Below are 20,648 nucleotides of genomic sequence, written 5' to 3'. Positions count from 1 at the left end.
GAACCCTCTCAGTCTTCGTCATCCAGACGCCGCGTTGCCTGTCGGCGGCCACGGGTAATCAATTCGATGAATTGCACAGCGCTCAATGGGTGCGCGAACAGCCAGCCCTGACCGAACTTCACCCCCTCGCTGCTCAGAAACTCTGCCTGGGCTTCATATTCGATGCCTTCTGCAATCACCTTGAGTTGCAGGGCCTGGGCCATGCGAATGATGTGCGGTGCCACACCGCTGCTGGCGGCGTCATGGCCCAGTGCGTCGATAAACGCCTTGTCGATTTTCAGGCAGTCCACCGGTAGGGTTTGCAGGTAGGCGAGGCTGCAATAGCCGGTACCGAAGTCATCGATCAGCACCTGATGCCCGACATCGCGCAAGGCTTGCAGGTTTTCTCTGGCCACTACGACATCCACCAGTCCGCGCTCGGTCACCTCAAAGGCAATCTGTCTGGCGGCTACGCGGTGCAAGGCCAGCAGGCGCGTGATCACCTGACCGATACGCGGCACCATGACGTCGCAGGCCGCCAGGTTGACCGAGATATACAACTGCGGATTGGCGCGCAACAGTTGTCCGAGCTGTTCCAGCAGGCGCTGCAATACGAAGTCAGTCATCTGGCGGATCTGGCCGGTGTTCTCTGCCATCGGTATGAACAGATCGGGGCTGGTCAGAGTTCCATCCGGCCTTCGCCAGCGCAGCAAGGCTTCGGCCCCGACACAGTTGCGACTGTCGAGGTCGAAGATCGGTTGATACAACACCTGCAATTCGCCTCGCTGTATCGCGCCGTGCAGTTCGGCATCCAGTGATTGACGCTGGCGCACCAGCAGAAACACCAGAATGCCTACGCAGGCACTGAGTGCGAGGCTGGCCGGAAGCAGCCACCACCAAACGGCCGGCACATGCATCCCGGTACGCGGGGTGATCAGCACCAGTTGGTATTCGGGAGTGTTGGTCGGCATTCGGTAAATCAGGCGGGTAGGGGTGACTTGCAGTGCATCGTGACTTTTCGGGGGCCAGGGTTGCGTCGGGGGCCACTCCTGCTCGGCACCGAGCACGGGAATCGCGCGGGTGTCGTGGTCGAGCACCACCAGCAGGCTGCTCCCCGGAGACAGATCAACCATGTCGGTCAAATGCCCGCGAGACGTAGCCACCCGGAAATTGCCACGCCCCAGCATCAGTGCGGCACGGTTCTCATCGGGTTCGGTGGTGGTGTTCAACCAATAGCTGTAGGTGGGGCCCTCGATGTCCGGTGGCCGGATCACCGACAGCCCTTCCTGACGGGGGCGGTTGGAGCAGATTCCTGAAGCATCCATGTAAGCGGCTTCGTAAACGAAGCGGTAATTGAAGCTGACCTGCTGCAATGTGGCGATCATTTCATCATCGCAGCCCCGCAGCGGTTGAGCTTCAAGGTCGTCGAGGCTTTCGCGCAGTTGCCCGAACAACTGCTCCAGGCGGGCCAGGAAGCGCTCTCCTTGGGCGTTCATCTCCTGGCTTTCGTTGTCTTCGACCTGATGCATCGCAATGAACAGACTGCCGGTCATCAGCAGCGTCGCGCTCAAGGCAGCCGCCAGCATCGCCAGAAACCAAGGGCGATAGAACCAGCTACGCAGCCTCTCTCGAGCAGCCGTCATCATGGAATATCCGAAGAATTACCAATGAGTTATAGCTGCTGATTGGGGAAAAGCCCTGACCGTCGGGCGGGCGTCATTATTTTGTCTGGTTCAACACCTGGAGAAGGGCCGCGGTTTGCGCGTCCGGCGTGCCGTCGAAACGGGACGGGCGAAAATGCAGCTGAAAAGCCGCCAGCACATTGCGTGTCGCTACATCCAGTTCGCCGGTTTGTGGCGTGGCGTAGCCCAGGCGGGCAAGTTGTGCCTGAAACCAGCTGATGCTTGGCAGCTGAACGGCGAACTGCGCTTGCTGACGCGCCACGGCCTGCTCGTTCGGCCAGATTCCCAGGCCTTCGGCCGCCAGGCGTTTCCAGGGGAACAGCGGGCCAGGGTCGAGCTTGCGCATGGGGGCAATGTCGCTATGGCCGATGATATGGCGAGGGCTGATGCCCTGGCGCTTGCTAATGTCCTTGAGCAGAAAGATCATCGACTGAACCTGGGCTTCGCTGTAGGGATACCAGAGGCGCCCGGTCGGGGTGTCCTGGAAGCCCGGATTGACGATTTCGATGCCAATGGAACTGGAATTCAGCCAGGTCCGGCCTTGCCATTGACTCTCGCCGGCGTGCCAGGCCCGAAGATTTTCATCCATCAGCTTATAGATGGTGGCGTGCTCGTCGTCGCCGATCAGGTAATGGCTGCTGACCTCGCCATGGGTCAGCAATTGCAGCGAGTCCTCCAGGGATGCGGAGGTGTAATGCATCACCACGAACTGAATACGGCTGTCGTGATTGGCCGAAGGGTGGCTGGTGTCAATCCGGGGACCGCCGGCGCAACCGGCTAATACAAGCAGCGAAGCAATAAGAGCAAGACATTTCATGGTGGAGGCAATACACGCGAGACAATAATGCAACAGTGTAACGTATTGCCTGGCGCGCCGACCGCAAAAGCGCTCCTTCTAAACAAAATGGAACAATTAACCTTCAGCCTAGTTCAATCCGATTGCGGCCAGTATTTTTCGCGCGATATAGCGCCTGATCGGCTCTTTTAAGCACCAGGTCACTATGTTCGCCCGATCTGAAGGCGGTCAGCCCCATGGAAATGGTGATAGTGACTCGCTCGCCCTTGAAGTGGAACGGGCAAGCTTCGATCGATGCGCGCAAGGTTTCCAGCAGTTTCGCGCCGACCATCGGCGCCGTGGCAGGCATCAATAGCACAAATTCCTCACCGCCAAACCTGGCAATGAAGTCCGTCCCGCGCAGACGCTTGCGCAGCACACTGGCGATGATTTTCAGCACCTTGTCGCCTGCCAGATGACCGTAGTTGTCGTTGATGCGTTTGAAATGGTCGAGGTCGAGCATCGCCAGCAACAGGGTGTTGCCGTGTTGTTGCCATTGACTGATTTCGTGGTCCAGCCGTTCGCTCCAGGCCGCTCGATTCGGCAGGCCGGTCAACGGATCGATCAAAGCCTTCTGGCGCTGTTCTTCGAGATGCTCGCGGTAGCCCAGCGCTTCCTGCTCCATGTGGGCCACCCTTTCAGCCAGGCTTTGCAGGCGAGCCGCGACTTCCTGCTCACGCTCGTCGCGTTGCTTCTGGTGCTGGTCCATGGTGCCGAGCAGGCCTTCGAGATGGTTTTCCAGCATGTGCTTGAGGTCATCGAGGTCCGCCGCTTCATGCATGCTGCTTTGCAGGCCGTCAACTTGCTCGCGAATCTGCGTGTCCATCTCCCGCGCGGCAGAGCGGTTGTCGGCGTGGCCTTCGCTGGCCGCTTGCAGGTTGCTCTGGAATGACTCGAGGCGTTCGTTCAGTCGCTGCAGATAGGCTTCGAATTCGTGTTGGCCGCTGTCGGTAATGGCCAGCATTAATGTTGCCAGATCATCGAGGATGGGTAGCAGTTCGTACCAATTCAAGCCGTTTTGAAGACGATTGCGCATCGCTTCGGCTTGCGGTCGATGGCGCTCGGGTAGCGTCAGGTCGTCGAGAAGGCCCAGCAGGGTGTCTTCGATGTGCTTGGCCACAGAGCTGTAGGACGGTTCCGGCGAATCTGGCAGGGCATACAGAATGTCGTGTTCTGGCGTTTGCGGATCGCTGGCCTCCGGGATCAGCTCATCCGGGTTGATTGCCGGCGGAGCCTGGGTGGCCGGTACGGCGACCGATGGCGCCGGCTCTTGCGGCTGTTCGATGTTCGGCTGGGTTTGTGGCTCTGGGGCCTGGCTGCTGGTGGCCTCTGGCTCCAGGGCGGGCGGGACGAACGCCACGACTTCAGCTGTGGTTGCCGTTGTTGCTGTCGGCGCCGGAGTGTCCACGGGTTCAGCGGGCGCAGCGGCGGGCAGGGCAGCTTCAACGGTTGGCATTACCGCTTGCGGTTTGTTGGCGGTTGGCGCGAGATTGACCGTCGCGTGTGGGTGCTCGGCCAGTGGTGCGGCAACCGGTTCGACAGGTTGCGGGGCAGGCATGTGCAATTCGGGGGCGGCGATCTGTGGCGCAGCCTCGTCTGCATCCCGGCTACCGAACAGGCGCTGCAGCAAACCCGGGCGACCCGGTTCTACAGGGTTCTCCAGCAGGCTCAAGGCCTTGCCTTGCAAGCCGCTCAGTTCGCTGAGCAGCAACGGGATTTCGCGAGCCTGGCCGACGCGGCCGTCCAGCTGTTTGGCGAAGCTCTTCAGTGGCCGGCTCACTTCCCGTGGCAGCGGCAATGCTTGCAACTGAGAAACCAGCGACGTCAGTGCGGCGCTGACTTGATCGACCCGGGTTTCCCGGCGCTGCTCGGAGTCGAGCACGGCTTTTTCCAGGCGCGGCAGCAAGGCTGCCAGGCCGGCGTCCATGTCGTCTGTGCGTACGACTTCGCGCATTTCCTTCATGCATTGGTCTACGGCGCGATCGGTACCTTCGGCAGCCAGGGTGCTGCGCACCAGCCCGCGACGCAGCAGGTCGAGCCGGGCGTCCCATCGACGTTCGAGCTTTTCCTGTTGTTCGATGCTTTTGAGGTATTTCTCTTTCCAGCGCTGTGCTTCGTCGCTCATTCAGGCAGGACTCAACGCGGGGAATGCATCGGCCGTGAGCGAGCCCGGCAGACGAATCTCTACCGCGACCGGCAGGTGATCGGAAATGGGTTGTGCCAGCACCTCGACCTTTTCAAGCGTCAGGGTGGGGCTCAGCAGAATGTGGTCCAGGCAGCGCTGTGGGCGCCAGCTGGGAAAGGTCGCTTCCATCTGCGGCGCGAGCAGGCCTAAATCACGCAGCGGGGAATGTTGCAGCAAGTCACCGGCATGGGTATTCATATCGCCCATCAGCACCAGGTGCTTATAACCGCCGATCAACTCGCGGATGTAAGCCAGTTGCATGCTACGGGCGCGAGCGCCCAGCGCCAGGTGCATCATCACCACCACGAGCGCCTCCGGACCTTCGCCGAAGCGCACCAGAATAGCCCCGCGACCCTTGGGCCCCGGCAGTGGATGATCTTCGATCGCCCACGGGCGCAGGCGGCTGAGCACGCCATTGCTGTGCTGGCCGAGATGACCGAGGTTGCGATTGAGTTGTTGATACCAATAAGGGAAGGCGCCGAGCTGCGCCAGGTGTTCGACCTGATTGACGTAGCCCGATCGCAGGCTGCCGCCATCGGCTTCCTGCAAGGCGACCAGATCGAAGTCGCCCAGCAGATTGCCGATTTTTTGCAGGTTGTCGGCACGCCCGGTGTGCGGCAACAGATGCTGCCAGCCGCGGGTCAGATAGTGCCGATAACGCTCGGTACTGATGCCGACCTGGATATTGAAACTGAGCAAACGCAGACGGCTGTCCACGGGCAACCCCGTCGATTCCAGGTGATGCTCGTTGACTCGCGGGTCGTGCAGGCCAACGATGCGTTCAGTTCCCCAGCGGCGCATGGCGGTTGCCGCGCTTAGTTGGCGACGGCCTTGGTTGCCGCGCGCTCTTTGGCGACCAGTTGGTCGGCCAGTTTCAGCGCTTGTTCGGCACCGCCGGCAGAGCCGATGTCAAAGCGATACTTGCCGTTGACGATCATGGTAGGCACGCCGGAGATTTCATATTTCTTGGCAAGCTCTTTGGCTTTGTTGATCTGGCCTTTGATGGCGAAGGAGTCGAAGGTGGCCAGGAATTTGTCCTTGTCTACCCCTTGGGTCGCCAGGAAGTCCGCCATGTCTTCTTTGTCGGTCAGTTTCTTGTGTTCTTTCTGGATTGCGTTGAACACCGCAGCGTGAACCTTGCTCTCGACACCCATGGCCTCAAGCGTCAGGAACATCTGGCCGTGGGCATCCCAAGGGCCGCCAAACATGGCCGGGATACGTACGAAATTCACGTCGGCAGGCAGCTTTTCAACCCATGGGTTGATGACGGGTTCGAAGGCATAGCAGTGCGGGCAGCCGTACCAGAACAGCTCCACGACTTCGATCTTGCCAGGCTCGGCCACCGGGACCGGGTTGCTCAGTTCGACATAGGGCGCTTCAGGTTTTTCGGCGGCTTGGGCAGTCATGCCGAACAGGCTGGCAGCGACGAGTGCGGCGCTGATGATCAGATTACGCATGCTTTACTCCTGGACAATTTGGGCGCCTCGCGCGACCTGTTTTCAGACAGATTCCGGCGGGCTTGAGTTCTGTAGTGTAACGGCAGCGGCCACAAAAAAGGGCAGCCAAAGCTACCCTTTTTATGTTTGCATCGACGGATTAATCGAGAGTTAACGTTGCAAGAGATGTACATCACTCACAACGCTCGATCACAGGCCTTAGTGCAAGCCTTGAATATAGCTGGAGACGGCGGCGATATCTTCGTCGCTCAGCTTTTTAGCGATGCTTTGCATTGGTTTGGTGTCGCCGTCGTTGGTCCGGCCACCTTCTTCTTTTCTGAATTCGGTCAGTTGCTTGCCGACGTACTGAGCATGCTGGCCGCCCAGGTGCGGGAAGCCGGCAGCTGCGTTGCCTGCGCCATTGGGCGAGTGGCAGCCGGTGCAGGCTGGCAGCCCTTTGGCCAGGTCACCGCCACGGAACAGTGCTTCACCGCGAGCCACGATTTTCGGGTCGGCGGCACCGACGCTGCCTTTCTGGCTGGCAAAGTAGGCGGAGATATCGGCCAGGTCCTGATCGCTGAGATTGGTCAGCAGGCCGGTCATTTCCAGTACCGTGCGTTTGCCGGACTTGATGTCGTGCAGCTGCTTGTTCAGATAACGCTCGCCCTGGCCTGCCAGTTTCGGAAAGTTAGGCGCCATGCTATTGCCATCCGGGCCATGACAGGCGCCACATACTGCGGCTTTCGCCTGACCAGCAGTCGCATCACCTGCAGCATGGGCAATACCGGAGATCCCCACGGTCAACAGCAGACTCACGATCAATTTGTTCATCAGCTAATCCAACTACGGCTAAGGGTTAAAGAGTTATGGACCGGGTTTACTCGCTCATCCACTGGATGATGGCTCGGTAATCCTCGGCACTGCAGTCCATGCACAAACCACGCGGCGGCATCGCCTTGAAACCCTGGGTCACGTGTTGCACCAGCGTCTCCATACCTTTCGCCAACCTCGGCGTCCAAGCTTCCTGATCGCCCTTGCGGGGCGCCATGGGTAGTTGGCCGGAATGACAGGCACCACAAACACGGTTGTACACAGCTTCCGGATCCTGTGTAGCCTGAGCGCTGTAAAGCGGCATCAAGACACCGGCAGCTAGCAGCCATTTCGTCATAAAACGACCTTTTCAGGGTTGAGAGCGTGCTGCGTTCTAATGCGCAATCAAGGTCAATCGCTCTCGTGAACTTCATCCTACGCTGGGACAAAGCGCACACAAAATCTGCGGCATTATATACTGGCGTCACTGAAACGGAAACGACACTGCTTGCCGCGTCCATCCCCGGCGCCGCCCACATCGGAAATCCCATGCAACTCAAGAATCCCATCCTCGGCCTGTGCCAACAGTCCACCTTTATGCTCAGCGCCGCCAAAGTCGACCAATGTCCCGACGACGAAGGCTTTGAAGTGGCCTTCGCCGGGCGTTCCAACGCCGGCAAGTCCAGCGCGTTGAATACTCTGACGCACGCCAGCCTGGCGCGGACCTCGAAAACACCGGGTCGCACACAGCTGTTGAACTTCTTCAAGCTAGACGATGAACGCCGTCTGGTCGACCTGCCTGGCTACGGTTATGCGAAAGTGCCGATCCCGTTGAAGATGCACTGGCAGCGTCACCTGGAAGCCTATCTGGGTGGCCGTGAGAGTTTGAAAGGTTTGATTCTGATGATGGACATCCGTCATCCAATGACCGACTTCGACCTGCTGATGCTCGATTGGGCCGTCGCCAGCGGCATGCCGATGCATATCCTGCTGACCAAGGCCGACAAATTGACCTACGGCGCGGCGAAAAACACGCTGCTCAAGGTTCAATCGGAAATCCGCAAGGGATGGGGCGATACGATCACTATCCAGCTGTTTTCGGCCCCCAAGCGCATGGGACTGGAAGAAGCCTACACCGTACTGGCGGACTGGATGGAGTTGGCGGACAAGGGCGCCGAGGCTGCCGAGTAAGTCTCTCGAGACCAATCGGCAGGCAAAAAAAACCCCGGACTTCATATGGGGAGGGAGAAGTTCCGGGGTCCAAGTTCCGGACCGCTAGGGCGGGGTCCAGATATCTGCCAACACTTAACACAACATAGGAGCATCGAAGGGCTTCACCAGCCATTCAGTATCTCTGAGTGGCGGTTCACGGATTTAGTTCAGACTATTTTCAAAAACCATTGGAAATAATCACTGTCGTTTTTCGCTCTATAGCCCTTCGTCATGTGCTGCGGCGCCAGGCCGCAGCACAAACGTCTTTTCAGGTGGCTCAGTGCGCCTCATCCCAGTTGTTGCCTACGCCCACCTCGACCAGAAGCGGTACGTCCAGTTGTGCGGCGTTGCTCATGTACACGCGAATCTCCTCGCGTACCTGGTCGACCAGGTCCTCACGCACCTCGAGCACCAATTCATCGTGTACCTGCAGGATGACTTTGGCGTCCAGGCCTGACGATGCCAGCCAGTTGTCCACCGCCACCATGGCTTTCTTGATGATGTCCGCCGCGGTGCCTTGCATCGGGGCGTTGATCGCCGTGCGCTCGGCAGCTTTGCGCAGGGCCTGGTTTTTCGCGTTGATTTCCGGCAAGTACAGGCGACGACCAAAGATGGTTTCGACGAAGCCTTGCTCGGCGGCCTGGGCGCGCGTGCGCTCCATGTACTGCAGCACGCCGGGATAACGGGCGAAATAACGGTCGATGTAGGCCTGGGACTGTTTGCGGTCAACGCCGATCTGCTTGGCCAGGCCAAACGCGCTCATGCCGTAGATCAAGCCGAAGTTGATGGCTTTCGCACTTCGACGCTGATCGTTGGTGACCGCATCCAGCTCGACGCCGAACACTTCTGCGGCCGTGGCCCGGTGGACATCGAGGTTGTTGCGGAAGGCGTGCAGCAAGCCTTCGTCCTTGGCCAGGTGCGCCATGATCCGCAGTTCGATTTGCGAGTAATCCGCGGCCAGCAGTTTGTAGCCTTTCGGCGCGACGAACGCCTGACGAATCCGGCGACCTTCGGCGGTGCGAATCGGAATGTTCTGCAGGTTCGGGTCGATGGACGACAAACGCCCGGTGGCTGCGACAGCTTGCTGGTAAGACGTATGAATGCGCCCGGTACGTGCGTTGATCTGCTCTGGCAAACGGTCGGTGTAGGTGCTTTTGAGCTTGCTCAGCGAGCGGTATTGCATCAGCACCTTGGGCAGCGGGTAGTCCTGTTCGGCCAACTCGGCCAGCACGGCTTCGGCAGTCGAAGCCTGACCCTTGGCGGTTTTGCTGAGTACGGGCAAACCGAGCTTTTCATAGAGGATCACGCCCAGTTGCTTCGGCGAGCCGAGGTTGAATTCTTCCCCGGCAATGGCAAAGGCCTCACGCTCGAGGGCGATCAGTTTCTCGCCCAGCTCGACGCTCTGGATACCGAGCAGGTTGGCGTCCACGAGCGCGCCCTGGCGCTCGATACGGGCCAGGACCGGCATCAGCGGCATTTCAATGTCGTTGAGCACGTTGACTAGGCTTGGCGTCGCGGCCAGTTTTTCCTGCAATACCAGATGCAGGCGGAAGGTGACATCGGCGTCTTCGGCGGCATAGGGGCCTGCCAGCTCAAGGGAAATCTGGTCGAAGGTCAGCTGTTTGACGCCTTTGCCCGCGATCTCCTGGATGTCGGTCTTGCTTTGGCCCAGATACTTGAGAGCCAGGCTGTCCATGTCGTGGCGGGTGGCCGTCGAATCCAGTACGTAAGACTCGAGCATGGTGTCGTAGGCAATACCCTGAACAGTAATCCCGTTGTTCTGATCGCCACCGATGGCGCAATTGGCGAGGATATTGGTGTCGAACTTCGCATGTTGGCCGACTTTCAGTTTATTCGGGTTTTCCAGCAGCGGTTTCAACGCCAGCAGTACGGTGTCGCGATCCAGTTGTTCCGGTACGCCCATGTAGGAATGGGTCAGCGGAATGTAGGCTGCTTCGTTGGCCGCGACAGAGAACGACAGGCCTACCAGTTGCGCGTGTTGGGCATCGCTGCCGTTGGTTTCGGTGACGAAGGCGATCAGCGGCGCCTTGTCGAGTTTGTCCAGCCAGGCCTCGAAGCGCTTCTGGTCAAGGATGGTTTCGTATTTCGCTTCGGCGGCACCCTGCTGCTCCTGGACGACTTCGACGATGTCCTGACCCGAGCGCTTGGCATCGCGCTGGTTCTCTTCAAACCAGCTCTTGAACTCAAGCAGGGAATACAGTTCGGCGAGTTTGTCGTGATCCGGTGGCCCCATATGCAGGTCGTCGAGGCCGAAGTCCAGCGGTACATCGATCTTGATAGTTGCCAGTTGATAGGAGAGGAACGCCATTTCCTTATGCTCTTCGAGCTTGGCCGGCAGGGTTTTGGCGCCGCGGATCGGCAGGGTCGGAACGATATCGAGCTGCGCATAGAGCTCGGTCAGGCCGCCGTTCACACCGACCAGCAGGCCGGACGCGGTTTTCGGGCCAATACCCGGAACGCCTGGAATGTTGTCGGACGAATCGCCCATCAGCGCCAGATAATCGATGATCTGCTCGGGAGCGACGCCGAATTTCTCCTTCACGCCCTCAACGTCCAGCGTGCTACCGGTCATCGTATTGACCAAGGTAATGTGCCCGTCGACCAACTGCGCCATGTCCTTGTCGCCCGTGGAGATAATCACCGGACGGTCGGCGGCCGCGCTGCTGCGGGCCAGGGTGCCGATCACATCGTCCGCTTCGACGTTGTCCACGCACAGCAATGGAAAGCCCAAGGCCTTGACGCTGGCGTGCAGCGGCTCGATCTGAACCCGCATATCGTCAGGCATGCTTGGGCGGTTGGCCTTGTACTCGGCGAACATCGCGTCGCGGAACGTCCCGCCCTTGGCGTCGAACACTACGGCGAACGGGCTGTCCGGGTACTGCTTGCGCAGACTCTTGAGCATGTTCAACACGCCCTTGACCGCACCGGTCGGCAGGCCTTTGGACGTGGTCAGCGGTGGCAGCGCATGAAAAGCGCGGTACAGGTAAGAAGAACCGTCCACCAGGACGAGGGGGGCTTGGCTCATGAGCAGGATCAACCTTTTCGGCGGGTCCGGCGCTAGAATAGCGGGACCGTTGACGACAAAGGGACAAGGTTATCATGCGCACACTAAATCGCTTGTTGCTGGCTGGCTTCTTTGCAATCACTCCATTGGCTGTCATGGCGGCGGATGACAAGCCCTCGGCGGACCCGGAAGTAACGATCCGCACGGAAGGCGATAAAACCATTCAGGAGTACCGCCAGAACGGCTTCGTGTACGCGATCAAGGTCACCCCGAAGGTCGGAAAACCGTATTTTCTGATACGTGCGGACGGAACGGATGCAAACTATATCCGCTCGGATCAGCCGGATATGCTGATTCCCTCGTGGAAAATCTTTGAGTGGAAGTAGTTTCTTAATTTCAATCGGCGCTGGCTCAACCGCGGCGCCCGTACTGGCAGTTTTAACCATGTCTGTGTTCACCCCCCTGGCTCGGCCCGAGCTGGAAACCTTTCTCGCCCCTTACGGGCTCGGCCGCCTGCTTGATTTCCAGGGGATCGCCGCCGGTAGCGAAAACACCAATTTCTTTATCAGCCTGGAGCAGGGCGAGTTTGTCCTGACCCTGGTCGAGCGCGGTCCGGTGCAGGAGATGCCGTTCTTCATCGAACTGCTCGACGTGCTGCACGACGCCAACCTGCCTGTGCCTTATGCCCTGCGCACCACCGACGGCGTTGCATTGCGCGAGCTGGCCGGTAAACCTGCGCTGTTGCAGCCACGTCTGGCGGGCAAGCACATCAAGGACGCCAACGCGCAGCATTGCGCTCAGGTCGGCGAGCTGCTGGCTCACCTGCACCTGGCGACCCAGGCCAACATGATCAAGCGCAAAACCGATCGCGGCCTGGACTGGATGCTGGAAGAGGGCACGCAGTTTCTCTCGCACCTGAACGCCGAACAAAGCGATTTGCTGCAACGGGCCCTGGAAGAAATCACCCAGCAAAAGACGAAAATTCTGGCGCTGCCGCGGGCCAACATCCATGCGGATCTGTTCCGCGACAACGCGATGTTCGAAGGCACGCACCTGACCGGGTTGATCGACTTCTACAACGCTTGTTCAGGGCCGATGCTCTATGACGTGGCGATTGCCTTGAACGACTGGTGCTCGGATGAGCAAGGGCAGCTCGACGGGGCTCGGGCGCGGGCGTTGCTGGGTGCTTATGCCGCGCTGCGACCGTTCACCGCTGCCGAAGCTGAGCTGTGGCCGACCATGCTGCGCGTGGCGTGCGTGCGGTTCTGGTTGTCGCGGTTGATTGCCGCGGAGTCTTTCGCCGGGCAGGACGTGTTGATTCACGATCCGATGGAGTTTCAACTGCGCTTGGCGCAGCGGCAGAAGGTCGACACGCCGCTGCCTTTCGCCCTTTAAAGTCAAAAGATCGCAGCCTCCAGCACCTACAGAGGTACACAAAACCCTGTAGGAGCTGCCAAAGGCTGCGATCTTTTAGGGCGTTACAGCGACTCCAGACACCTCGCCAAATCATTCCCCAACTTTTCCAGCACCTGCTCATACCCCTGGGCGGTCGCTGGCGTGTACCCGCCCAGCGCATCCAGCTCCGCCAGTTTCACCGGCAGCCCGGCCACCAGGGTTTCTGCCAGGCGCGGGCGCAGCGGCGGTTCGCTGAACACGCAAGTTTTGCCGACTTCCTGCAACCGCGTGCGCATCGCCGCGACGTGCTGGGCACCGGGCTGCACTTCGGCGGCGACACTGAACACACCGGCGTGTTTGAGGCCGTAGGCGTCTTCAAAGTAGTCGAAGGCTTCGTGGAACACGAAGTAAGGCTTGTTCGCGATCCCTGCCAGGCGAGCCTTCAGGCGCAGGTCCAGGGCATCCAGGCGCTCATCGAAGGCTTTGAGGTTGCTCTGATAGCGCGCCGCGTTAGCCGGATCGGCTGCACTCAGATCGGTAGCCATTTTGCTGGCGATCACTCGGGCGTTGATCGGCGACAACCACAAGTGCGCATCGAGGCTGCCGGGGCGATGATCGTGGTCATGCTCATCGGCTTCTTCGGCGTGGGAGTGGCTGTCTTCGGCGAAACGTCGCAGTTTCAGACCAGGCAAATCCTGCACCGCGACGCTGGGCAGCGTACGACCTTTCAGTACGCGAGGCAGGAAACCTTCCATGTCCGGACCGATCCAGTAAACCAGGTCCACCGACTGCACCTTCCGTACGTCGGATGGGCGCAAAGCATAGTTATGCGGTGAAGCCCCGGGCGGCAGCAACACTTCCGGAATCGCCACACCCTCCTGCACCGCAGCAGCAATCAGCTGCAGCGGCTTGATGCTGGTAAGGACTTTGACTTCGGCTTGGGCTGAACCGATCAGCAGAAAACTTGCGACAAACGCGACAAAGATAGAAAAAAGTCGGGACACGATGACCACTCGAAGAGGCGAGAACGGGTAACATAATAACGTCTCTCACAACACTCGTCGCCGCTCATGCCTAAAACACCGATTGCCAGTCGTCCCCACGACCACTCTCATTGCGTCCATAGCGCATTGTCTGAGGCCGATGCCTTGTGCGCACGTCAGGGGCTACGCCTGACCGCTTTGCGCCGGCGGGTGCTGGAACTGGTCTGGCAAAGCCATAAACCGCTGGGCGCCTACGACATTCTGGCGGTGCTCAGCGAGCAGGACGGCCGCCGAGCTGCGCCGCCGACCGTGTATCGTGCGCTGGATTTTCTGCTGGAAAACGGCCTGGTACACCGCATCTCCTCGCTGAACGCCTTCGTCGGCTGCAATCACCCGGAACACGCTCACCAAGGCCAGTTTCTGATTTGCCGTCAATGCCACGCCGCCATCGAGCTTGAACAGAAGTCCATCAGCGACGCGATCGTCGGCAGCGCCAGGGACGTCGGATTTATCGTCGAGGCCCAGACCGTTGAAGTCATCGGTCTCTGCTCGGGTTGCCAGGGGGCTTAATGAGCAATGCGCTGATCCGTCTTAAGCAGGTGGCCGTCACTTTTGCCGGGCAAAACGTGCTGGATAACATCGAACTTAGCGTCGAGCCGGGGCAGATCGTCACCCTGATCGGCCCTAATGGCGCCGGCAAAACCACGCTGGTGCGCGCGGTGCTCGGTCTGTTGAAGCCGGACAGCGGCAGCGTCTGGCGCAAGCCGAAATTGCGCGTCGGTTACATGCCGCAGAAACTCCATGTCGATCCGACCCTGCCGCTATCGGTGCTTCGTTTCTTGCGTCTGGTCCCTGGCGTGGACCGCGCTCGGGCCTTGGCCGCCCTCAAGGAAGTCGGCGCCGAGCAGGTAATCGATAGCCCGGTGCAAAGCGTTTCCGGTGGCGAAATGCAGCGAGTACTGTTGGCCCGGGCATTGCTGCGCGAGCCGGAGTTGCTGGTGCTCGATGAGCCGGTACAAGGCGTCGATGTGGCCGGTCAAGCCGAGCTCTATAGCTTGATCACACGCCTGCGCGACCGTCATGGCTGTGGCGTATTGATGGTCTCTCACGATTTGCATCTGGTGATGAGCACCACCGACCAGGTGGTGTGCCTGAATCGCCATGTCTGCTGCTCCGGGCATCCCGAGCAGGTCAGCGGCGATCCCGCGTTCGTCGAACTGTTCGGAAAGAACGCACAAAGTCTGGCGATTTATCACCACCATCACGACCACGCTCACGACCTGCATGGCTCGGTGGTCATTGCGACTCCGTCGGCCCATACCCACGTTCATGGAGATAGCTGCAAGCATGGCTGATTTTCTGCTCTTCGCCCTGCTTGCAGGTCTGGCCCTGGCGTTGGTCGCGGGCCCGCTGGGTTCGTTCGTGGTCTGGCGGCGCATGGCTTATTTTGGCGACACCCTGTCCCACGCCGCGCTGCTGGGTGTGGCGCTGGGCTTTCTGCTGGATGTCAGCCCGACCGTGGCTGTCACCGTCGGCTGCCTGTTGCTGGCGGTGTTGCTGGTGACGCTGCAACAGCGGCAGCCATTGGCGTCTGACACGCTGTTGGGAATTCTCGCACCGAGCACGCTCTCCCTGGGCCTGGTGGTACTAAGCTTCATGCATGAAGTGCGGATCGACCTGATGGCCTATCTGTTCGGCGACCTGCTGGCGATCAGCCCGACCGATCTGGCGTGGATCCTCGGCGGCAGCACGGCGGTGCTGGTGTTGCTTGTCACGCTGTGGCGACCCTTGCTGGCGATCACCGTGCATGAAGAACTGGCCAGGGTGGAAGGTTTGCCGGTGGCGGCGTTGCGTCTGGTCCTGATGTTGCTGATCGCCGTGGTGATCGCGGTGGCGATGAAAATCGTCGGCGTGTTGCTGATTACTTCGTTACTGATTATTCCGGCGGCTGCGGCACAACGTCACGCCCGCTCGCCGGAGCAGATGGCACTGGGCGCGAGCCTGCTGGGCATGCTCGCGGTGTGTGGCGGACTGGCGTTGTCCTGGTTCAAGGACACCCCGGCTGGCCCGTCGATTGTGGTGGCGGCCGCCGCGTTGTTTCTGCTGAGTTTTGTCCTGCCCCGTCGAGGGGTGTAGACTTGCTCGTTTTTTGCGCAAATAGAGAGTCGCAGGAATGAAGCCGTTCGCCTCCCGTTATCTGCTCCTTGTCGCATTTTCGCTGCTACTGGGTGCTTGCCAAAGCACGCCACCGGCGGCCACCGAGGTCCCCGATGCGCGGGCCACGGCTATTGCACAACTGGAACAAAGCCTGGCCAGCAGCGAGCTGGCCACCGCCGAGGATCAATTGGCGGCCTTGCAGGCCGAGTCGCCCAACGATCAATCCCTTGAGCAATACCAGCGGCAATTGGCGGAAGCCTATTTGCTGCGCAGCCAGATCGTGTTGCAAAAAGGTGATGTGAATGCCGCGGCCACTGCCCTCAGCCGTGCCCGGGTATTGATGCCCAAGGCCCCGGCGCTGACCGGTGGCGTTAACAATGCGATTGTTCATGCACGCAAGGCTGAGCTGGATAAAGCCGAAGCGGCCCTCAAGGCTGCCGAAGCCAAACCGCAGGCCAAAGTGATCGACCCGACGGCTGAAAGCACGACGGTGGCATTGAACCTCACCGATATGAGCAAACTTCGTCGTCAACTCGATGCCATCGCCGCCGATGTGGTGAATTATCAGTGCGACGTGAGCATTCAGGTTCCCCGTACCCAGGATTACCCATGGTTGGCCACCTTGCTGACCAAACGGGTGAAGAAGCTGGATTCGGAGTTTGATCTGAAGCTTCAGAAGCAGATTTTGCGCAAAATTCCGGCGCAGATGGTTCTGAGCCCTCGCAAGCCATAAAGAAAAGATCGCAGCCTGCGGCAGCTCCTACGGACCGGTGTAGGAGCTGTAGCAAGCTGCGATCTTTTGCTTTTCTAAATGTCAGGCCGGAATAGCCTTGGCCTTAGGCTCCCTGTCCCACACCCGATGCTGACCGATCGCGGCAAAAAACGCCTTGAACAGCTTGGCATCGTTACCCACGATCAGCCCCGCATCAGTCTCCAGCTTCAACACATCCAGCAACTGCTTCGCTTCGCCATGCAAGGCGATCGCCTTCAGGTGTTTGTATGCCTCCAACAGGTAATGCAGAGCCACACCATCACTGCTTAGTGCCTTGATCGACGCCGCGCCTCCGGGCACGAACACCGCGTCGAAGGCCACGGACGGTAAACCTTCCATCGACGCATCCACCGGCAGTGCTTTGCCATTGGCGGTGGTCACGGGGGCCGAGGTCGGGCCGAGCAGTTTGGCGTGAGCGCCTTCGGCCTTCAGCGCTTTCTTCATGGCATCAATCGCCGCGCCATCGACACCGTTGGCCGCCAGGATCGCGACTTTTCGGGTTTTGATGTCTTCGGGCAACAAGTTGGCCTGGCTCAGGGCAGGGGAGTGATCCAGTGAGGTGTTACGCACCTTGACCGTTCCAGCCTTCGGAACCGGCAAGCCCAGGTTCTGCGCCACGCGTTTGGCCAGTTCCAGATCGATATTGGCCAGGATCTCATTGACCTGACGCACACGAATAAACTCGCGTTCGACCTTGCCCAGCTCAAAGCTGTAGGCGGCAATGATGTGCTCCTGTTCGTGCTTGCTCATGCTGTGGAAAAACAGCCGAGCCTGGGAGAAGTGGTCGCTGAACGACTCGCTGCGCTGGCGGATCTTGGCGGCGTCGATGCGCTCCGGGTAACTCTCGAAGCCGCCGTCCTGCGCTGCGGGCAGGGTCTCCTTCGGCCAGCCACTGTCGATGGAGTTCGGCTCGTAGGAAGCACGCCCCTTGTCGATGGTGGTGCGGTGCTGCGCATCCCGTTGACCGTTATGGAACGGTGCCAGTGGGCGGTTGATCGGGATCTCGTGAAAGTTCGGTCCGCCAAGTCGGCTGATCTGCGTATCGGTGTAGGAAAACAGCCGGCCTTGTAGCAGCGGATCATTCGAAAAATCGATTCCGGGCACGATATGCCCTGGGCAGAAGGCAACCTGCTCGGTCTCGGCGAAGAAGTTGTCCGGGTTGCGGTTGAGCACCATCTTGCCCAGGGGAGTGATCGGTACGATTTCCTCGGGGATGAGCTTGGTCGGATCAAGGATGTCGAAATCGAAGGCGTGTTCGCTTTCCTCCTCGATGACCTGTACGCCCAATTCCCACTCCGGATAGTCCCCCGTCTCGATGGACTCCCAGAGATCACGGCGATGGAAGTCGGTGTCTTTCCCGGCGAGCTTCTGCGCTTCATCCCATACCAGCGAACAGGTACCAGCGACGGGGCGCCAATGGAATTTGACGAACCGCGATTTGCCCTCGGCGTTGATCATGCGGAACGTATGCACCCCGAAGCCTTGCATGCTGCGCAGGCTTTTGGGGATCGCCCGGTCGGACATGGTCCAGATCACCATGTGCGCGGACTCCGGCACCAAAGAAACAAAGTCCCAAAAGGTGTCGTGGGCCGAACCGCCGGTAGGAATCTCGTTGTGGGGCTCGGGTTTTACCGCGTGCACGAAGTCGGGGAACTTGATGGCATCCTGAATGAAGAACACCGGCATGTTGTTGCCCACCAGATCGAAGTTGCCTTCGTCGGTGAAAAACTTCACCGCGAAACCGCGTACGTCGCGCACGGTATCGCCCGACCCGCGCGGGCCTTGCACCGTGGAGAAGCGCACAAAAACCGGAGTTTTTTGATGTGGATCTTGTAGGAATGCGGCCTTGGTCAGCACGGAATGGGGCTCGTAGGCCTGGAAGTAACCGTGGGCGCCAGTGCCGCGGGCATGAACGATGCGCTCAGGAATACGTTCATGGTCAAAATGCGTGATCTTTTCACGCATGATGAAGTCTTCCAGCAATGACGGCCCACGGGCTCCGGCCTTCAACGTGTTCTGATTATCCGCGACCTTCACGCCCTGGTTGGTGCGCAGGGCCTGCTCGGTGGCATCGGAGCGAAATTGTTCCAGGCTGTCGAGCTTGGGATTGGTGTTGCTGCGGTCCGGGGTATCGGTCCCGGCCAGTGCGCTGGTGGCGGCAGGCTTTTTAGTACTCATCAGACGTAGACTCCTCGTTGCGATTCCCGTCGTGCTCAGGGCTAATTAGCATTGCCCGGGCTTTTTCGAGTTGCTTAATGAGTGACTGATGAGGCGCTGGCACCGTTCCTTTTTTCTGACCTTTGATCGCCTTATTGCCAAATCGCTGGTTGAAAGCGAAATAAATGCTAAGAACCTCTATACGGACAGGCTAAAATGCGCGCCCGGCTAACCGCTGATCCTTTTCTAACGCGCCCCACAAGGTTCGCTACGTGATCGAGTTTCAAAACGTCCACAAAACTTACCGCGTCGCCGGTAAGGATATTCCCGCCCTGCATCCGACCAGTCTGACGATTGAGAACGGTCAGGTCTTTGGCCTGATCGGCCATTCCGGTGCGGGAAAAAGTACCCTGCTGCGCCTGATCAACCGCCTGGAAAACGCCAGTGGCGGCAAGATCATCGTCGATGGCGAAGAAGTCACGGCGCTGGATGCCAGTGGCCTGCGGCGTTTCCGTCAGCAGGTCGGGATGATTTTCCAGCACTTCAACTTGCTGGCGTCCAAGACCGTGGCCGATAACGTCGCGCTGCCGCTGACCCTCGCCGGTGAGCTGTCGCGCAGCGAAATCGACCAGCGTGTGGCGCAGTTGCTGGCGCGGGTTGGCCTGGCCGACCATGCGAAAAAATACCCGGCACAACTGTCCGGTGGTCAGAAGCAGCGTGTCGGCATCGCCCGCGCCCTGGCAACCAAGCCGAAAATCCTGTTGTGCGATGAAGCCACCAGTGCTCTCGACCCACAGACCACGGCGTCGGTTTTGCAATTGCTGGCCGAGATCAATCGCGAGCTGAAGCTGACCATCGTCCTGATCACCCACGAAATGGATGTGATTCGTCGGGTCTGCGATCAGGTGGCGGTGATGGATGCCGGTGTGATCGTCGAGCAAGGTTCGGTGGCCGAGGTGTTCCTGCACCCCAAGCACCCGACCACCAAGCGCTTCGTCCAGGAAGACGAGCAGATCGACGAGAACGAACAGCGCGACGACTTCGCTCATGTCCCGGGCCGCATCGTGCGTCTGACCTTCCAGGGCGAAGCGACCTACGCACCGTTGCTGGGTACCGTCGCCCGGGAAACGGGCGTGGACTACAGCATCCTGGCCGGTCGTATCGATCGCATCAAAGAGGTTCCCTACGGCCAATTGACCCTGGCTGTTACCGGTGGCGACATGGAAGCGGCGTTTGCGCACTTCACCGCAGCTGATGTCCACATGGAGGTGCTGCGCTGATGGAAGTCCTGATGAGTTTCTTTTCCAATATCGACTGGTACGAAATCTGGCTGGCCGCCGGCGACACCCTGCTGATGCTTGGCGGTTCGCTGTTGTTCACCGTGCTGCTGGGGTTGCCGTTGGGCGTGCTGTTGTTCTTGTGCAGCCCGCGCCAGTTGCTGGAAGCCAAAGGCGTTTACGCGATGCTGTCGCTGGTGGTGAACATTCTGCGTTCGCTGCCGTTCATCATTCTGCTGATCGTGATGATTCCGTTCACCGTGTTGATTACCGGCACTTCCCTCGGTGTCGCCGGTGCGATTCCACCGCTGGTGGTGGGCGCCACGCCGTTCTTCGCGCGACTGGTGGAAACCGCCCTGCGTGAGGTGGATCGCGGCATCATCGAAGCGACCCAGGCCATGGGCGCGACGACCCGTCAGATCATCACCAACGCCTTGCTGCCGGAGGCCCGTCCGGGCATCTTCGCGGCTATTACGGTGACAGCGATTACACTGGTGTCCTACACAGCGATGGCCGGTGTGGTCGGCGCTGGCGGCTTGGGCGACCTGGCGATCCGTTTCGGATACCAGCGTTTCCAGACCGACGTGATGGTGGTCACCGTGGTGTTGCTGCTGGTGCTGGTTCAAGTGCTGCAAACCGTCGGCGACAAGCTGGTGGTTCATTTTTCCCGCAAATAAACAGTTCTCGTCACCAAGACATGAGCCGGCCATTCGCTGGCAGGCGCCAAACGGGCGCCTCACAAG

19 protein-coding genes are annotated in these 20,648 nt (G+C 59.7%); 9 read left to right on the top strand and 10 right to left on the bottom strand.

From position 1 onward, the window contains the following. Positions 1–8: 8 nt before the first annotated feature. From AC1D2Q_RS03200 to AC1D2Q_RS03170, 7 genes are all read right to left on the bottom strand, one after another. Positions 9–1,625, bottom strand: a complete 1,617-nt coding sequence (locus tag AC1D2Q_RS03200; RefSeq protein WP_477812240.1) for an EAL domain-containing protein — start codon at positions 1,623–1,625, stop codon at positions 9–11. A gap of 73 nt (positions 1,626–1,698) precedes the next feature. Next, positions 1,699–2,478 carry an N-acetylmuramoyl-L-alanine amidase gene (locus AC1D2Q_RS03195; protein ID WP_477812239.1) on the bottom strand — a complete coding sequence of 260 codons (780 nt, stop codon included), beginning with the start codon at positions 2,476–2,478 and terminating at the stop codon, positions 1,699–1,701. 103 nt (positions 2,479–2,581) lie between these two features. Beyond that, positions 2,582–4,621: a GGDEF domain-containing protein gene (locus AC1D2Q_RS03190; RefSeq protein WP_477812238.1), complete on the bottom strand. Its 2,040-nt coding sequence runs from the start codon at positions 4,619–4,621 to the stop codon at positions 2,582–2,584. After that, positions 4,622–5,482, bottom strand: coding sequence for an endonuclease/exonuclease/phosphatase family protein (locus AC1D2Q_RS03185; RefSeq protein ID WP_477812237.1), 861 nt, complete (start codon positions 5,480–5,482; stop codon positions 4,622–4,624). A gap of 14 nt (positions 5,483–5,496) precedes the next feature. Next, the gene (locus AC1D2Q_RS03180) at positions 5,497–6,138 is read right to left on the bottom strand and encodes a thiol:disulfide interchange protein DsbA/DsbL (RefSeq protein WP_477812236.1); all 642 of its coding nucleotides are present in this window, start codon (positions 6,136–6,138) and stop codon (positions 5,497–5,499) included. A gap of 198 nt (positions 6,139–6,336) precedes the next feature. Continuing rightward, positions 6,337–6,948 (bottom strand): c-type cytochrome, encoded by a 612-nt coding sequence (locus tag AC1D2Q_RS03175; protein ID WP_007940706.1) that lies wholly within the window; start codon positions 6,946–6,948, stop codon positions 6,337–6,339. A gap of 46 nt (positions 6,949–6,994) precedes the next feature. Next, positions 6,995–7,285, bottom strand: a complete 291-nt coding sequence (locus tag AC1D2Q_RS03170) for a c-type cytochrome (protein WP_003196231.1) — start codon at positions 7,283–7,285, stop codon at positions 6,995–6,997. A gap of 191 nt (positions 7,286–7,476) precedes the next feature. Between AC1D2Q_RS03170 and yihA the strand changes: the two genes are divergently transcribed. Then, entirely contained in the window at positions 7,477–8,118 is a 642-nt protein-coding gene (yihA, locus tag AC1D2Q_RS03165) for a ribosome biogenesis GTP-binding protein YihA/YsxC (RefSeq protein WP_007940707.1), read from the top strand. A 298-nt stretch (positions 8,119–8,416) separates the two neighbouring features. On the opposite strand, the gene polA is transcribed toward yihA, so the two are convergent. Next, complete coding sequence (gene polA / locus AC1D2Q_RS03160; protein ID WP_477812235.1) at positions 8,417–11,185, bottom strand: DNA polymerase I; 2,769 nt, start codon at positions 11,183–11,185, stop codon at positions 8,417–8,419. Between the two features lie 74 nt (positions 11,186–11,259). Here polA and AC1D2Q_RS03155 point away from each other — a divergent pair, with 74 nt between their 5' ends. Next, a complete protein-coding gene (locus AC1D2Q_RS03155; RefSeq protein WP_111453131.1) occupies positions 11,260–11,550 on the top strand; it encodes a DUF2782 domain-containing protein in 291 nt (96 codons plus the stop codon). Between the two features lie 58 nt (positions 11,551–11,608). Further along, a complete protein-coding gene (locus AC1D2Q_RS03150) occupies positions 11,609–12,559 on the top strand; it encodes a homoserine kinase (protein WP_018927273.1) in 951 nt (316 codons plus the stop codon). 83 nt (positions 12,560–12,642) lie between these two features. Here the strand turns inward: AC1D2Q_RS03150 and AC1D2Q_RS03145 are convergent, their stop codons facing one another. Then, complete coding sequence (locus AC1D2Q_RS03145) at positions 12,643–13,563, bottom strand: zinc ABC transporter substrate-binding protein (RefSeq protein WP_477812234.1); 921 nt, start codon at positions 13,561–13,563, stop codon at positions 12,643–12,645. A gap of 66 nt (positions 13,564–13,629) precedes the next feature. Between AC1D2Q_RS03145 and zur the strand changes: the two genes are divergently transcribed. Genes zur through AC1D2Q_RS03125 form a run of 4 tightly spaced genes read left to right on the top strand, consistent with a single transcriptional unit; the run spans position 13,630 to position 16,432 of the window. After that, positions 13,630–14,112, top strand: coding sequence for a zinc uptake transcriptional repressor Zur (gene zur, locus AC1D2Q_RS03140; RefSeq protein ID WP_026286509.1), 483 nt, complete (start codon positions 13,630–13,632; stop codon positions 14,110–14,112). Beyond that, the gene (znuC, locus tag AC1D2Q_RS03135; protein WP_477812233.1) at positions 14,112–14,897 is read left to right on the top strand and encodes a zinc ABC transporter ATP-binding protein ZnuC; all 786 of its coding nucleotides are present in this window, start codon (positions 14,112–14,114) and stop codon (positions 14,895–14,897) included. Before zur ends, znuC begins: the two co-directional genes overlap by 1 nt. Continuing rightward, positions 14,890–15,678, top strand: a complete 789-nt coding sequence (gene znuB, locus AC1D2Q_RS03130) for a zinc ABC transporter permease subunit ZnuB (protein ID WP_477812232.1) — start codon at positions 14,890–14,892, stop codon at positions 15,676–15,678. The genes znuC and znuB overlap by 8 nt, the downstream gene beginning before the upstream one ends. Before the next feature lie 37 nt (positions 15,679–15,715). Continuing rightward, positions 15,716–16,432, top strand: a complete 717-nt coding sequence (locus AC1D2Q_RS03125) for a PA5502 family lipoprotein (protein WP_477812231.1) — start codon at positions 15,716–15,718, stop codon at positions 16,430–16,432. Between the two features lie 81 nt (positions 16,433–16,513). Here the strand turns inward: AC1D2Q_RS03125 and katE are convergent, their stop codons facing one another. After that, on the bottom strand, positions 16,514–18,652 hold the full coding sequence (gene katE / locus AC1D2Q_RS03120) for a catalase HPII (protein ID WP_477812457.1): 2,139 nt from the start codon (positions 18,650–18,652) through the stop codon (positions 16,514–16,516). Between the two features lie 248 nt (positions 18,653–18,900). Between katE and AC1D2Q_RS03115 the strand changes: the two genes are divergently transcribed. Then, a complete protein-coding gene (locus AC1D2Q_RS03115) occupies positions 18,901–19,908 on the top strand; it encodes a methionine ABC transporter ATP-binding protein (protein ID WP_477812230.1) in 1,008 nt (335 codons plus the stop codon). Next, the gene (locus AC1D2Q_RS03110; RefSeq protein ID WP_477812229.1) at positions 19,908–20,582 is read left to right on the top strand and encodes a methionine ABC transporter permease; all 675 of its coding nucleotides are present in this window, start codon (positions 19,908–19,910) and stop codon (positions 20,580–20,582) included. Before AC1D2Q_RS03115 ends, AC1D2Q_RS03110 begins: the two co-directional genes overlap by 1 nt. Positions 20,583–20,648: the final 66 nt, after the last annotated feature.

The organism is Pseudomonas sp. P1_A1 (genome assembly GCF_056406935.1).
Note: the sequence above shows the minus strand (reverse complement) of the source record. Positions and strands in the feature narration are given on the sequence as shown.

Excerpts from the sequence above, each read along its gene's own strand:
- AC1D2Q_RS03200 (WP_477812240.1), bottom strand. The coding sequence starts at position 1,625 with ATGATGACGGCTGCTCGAGAGAGGCTGCGTAGCTGGTTCTATCGCCCT.
- AC1D2Q_RS03195 (WP_477812239.1), bottom strand. The coding sequence starts at position 2,478 with ATGAAATGTCTTGCTCTTATTGCTTCGCTGCTTGTATTAGCCGGTTGC.
- AC1D2Q_RS03190 (WP_477812238.1), bottom strand. The coding sequence starts at position 4,621 with ATGAGCGACGAAGCACAGCGCTGGAAAGAGAAATACCTCAAAAGCATC.
- AC1D2Q_RS03185 (WP_477812237.1), bottom strand. The coding sequence starts at position 5,482 with ATGCGCCGCTGGGGAACTGAACGCATCGTTGGCCTGCACGACCCGCGA.
- AC1D2Q_RS03180 (WP_477812236.1), bottom strand. The coding sequence starts at position 6,138 with ATGCGTAATCTGATCATCAGCGCCGCACTCGTCGCTGCCAGCCTGTTC.
- AC1D2Q_RS03175 (WP_007940706.1), bottom strand. The coding sequence starts at position 6,948 with ATGAACAAATTGATCGTGAGTCTGCTGTTGACCGTGGGGATCTCCGGT.
- AC1D2Q_RS03170 (WP_003196231.1), bottom strand. The coding sequence starts at position 7,285 with ATGACGAAATGGCTGCTAGCTGCCGGTGTCTTGATGCCGCTTTACAGC.
- yihA (WP_007940707.1), top strand. The coding sequence starts at position 7,477 with ATGCAACTCAAGAATCCCATCCTCGGCCTGTGCCAACAGTCCACCTTT.
- polA (WP_477812235.1), bottom strand. The coding sequence starts at position 11,185 with ATGAGCCAAGCCCCCCTCGTCCTGGTGGACGGTTCTTCTTACCTGTAC.
- AC1D2Q_RS03155 (WP_111453131.1), top strand. The coding sequence starts at position 11,260 with ATGCGCACACTAAATCGCTTGTTGCTGGCTGGCTTCTTTGCAATCACT.
- AC1D2Q_RS03150 (WP_018927273.1), top strand. The coding sequence starts at position 11,609 with ATGTCTGTGTTCACCCCCCTGGCTCGGCCCGAGCTGGAAACCTTTCTC.
- zur (WP_026286509.1), top strand. The coding sequence starts at position 13,630 with ATGCCTAAAACACCGATTGCCAGTCGTCCCCACGACCACTCTCATTGC.
- znuC (WP_477812233.1), top strand. The coding sequence starts at position 14,112 with ATGAGCAATGCGCTGATCCGTCTTAAGCAGGTGGCCGTCACTTTTGCC.
- znuB (WP_477812232.1), top strand. The coding sequence starts at position 14,890 with ATGGCTGATTTTCTGCTCTTCGCCCTGCTTGCAGGTCTGGCCCTGGCG.
- AC1D2Q_RS03125 (WP_477812231.1), top strand. The coding sequence starts at position 15,716 with ATGAAGCCGTTCGCCTCCCGTTATCTGCTCCTTGTCGCATTTTCGCTG.
- AC1D2Q_RS03110 (WP_477812229.1), top strand. The coding sequence starts at position 19,908 with ATGGAAGTCCTGATGAGTTTCTTTTCCAATATCGACTGGTACGAAATC.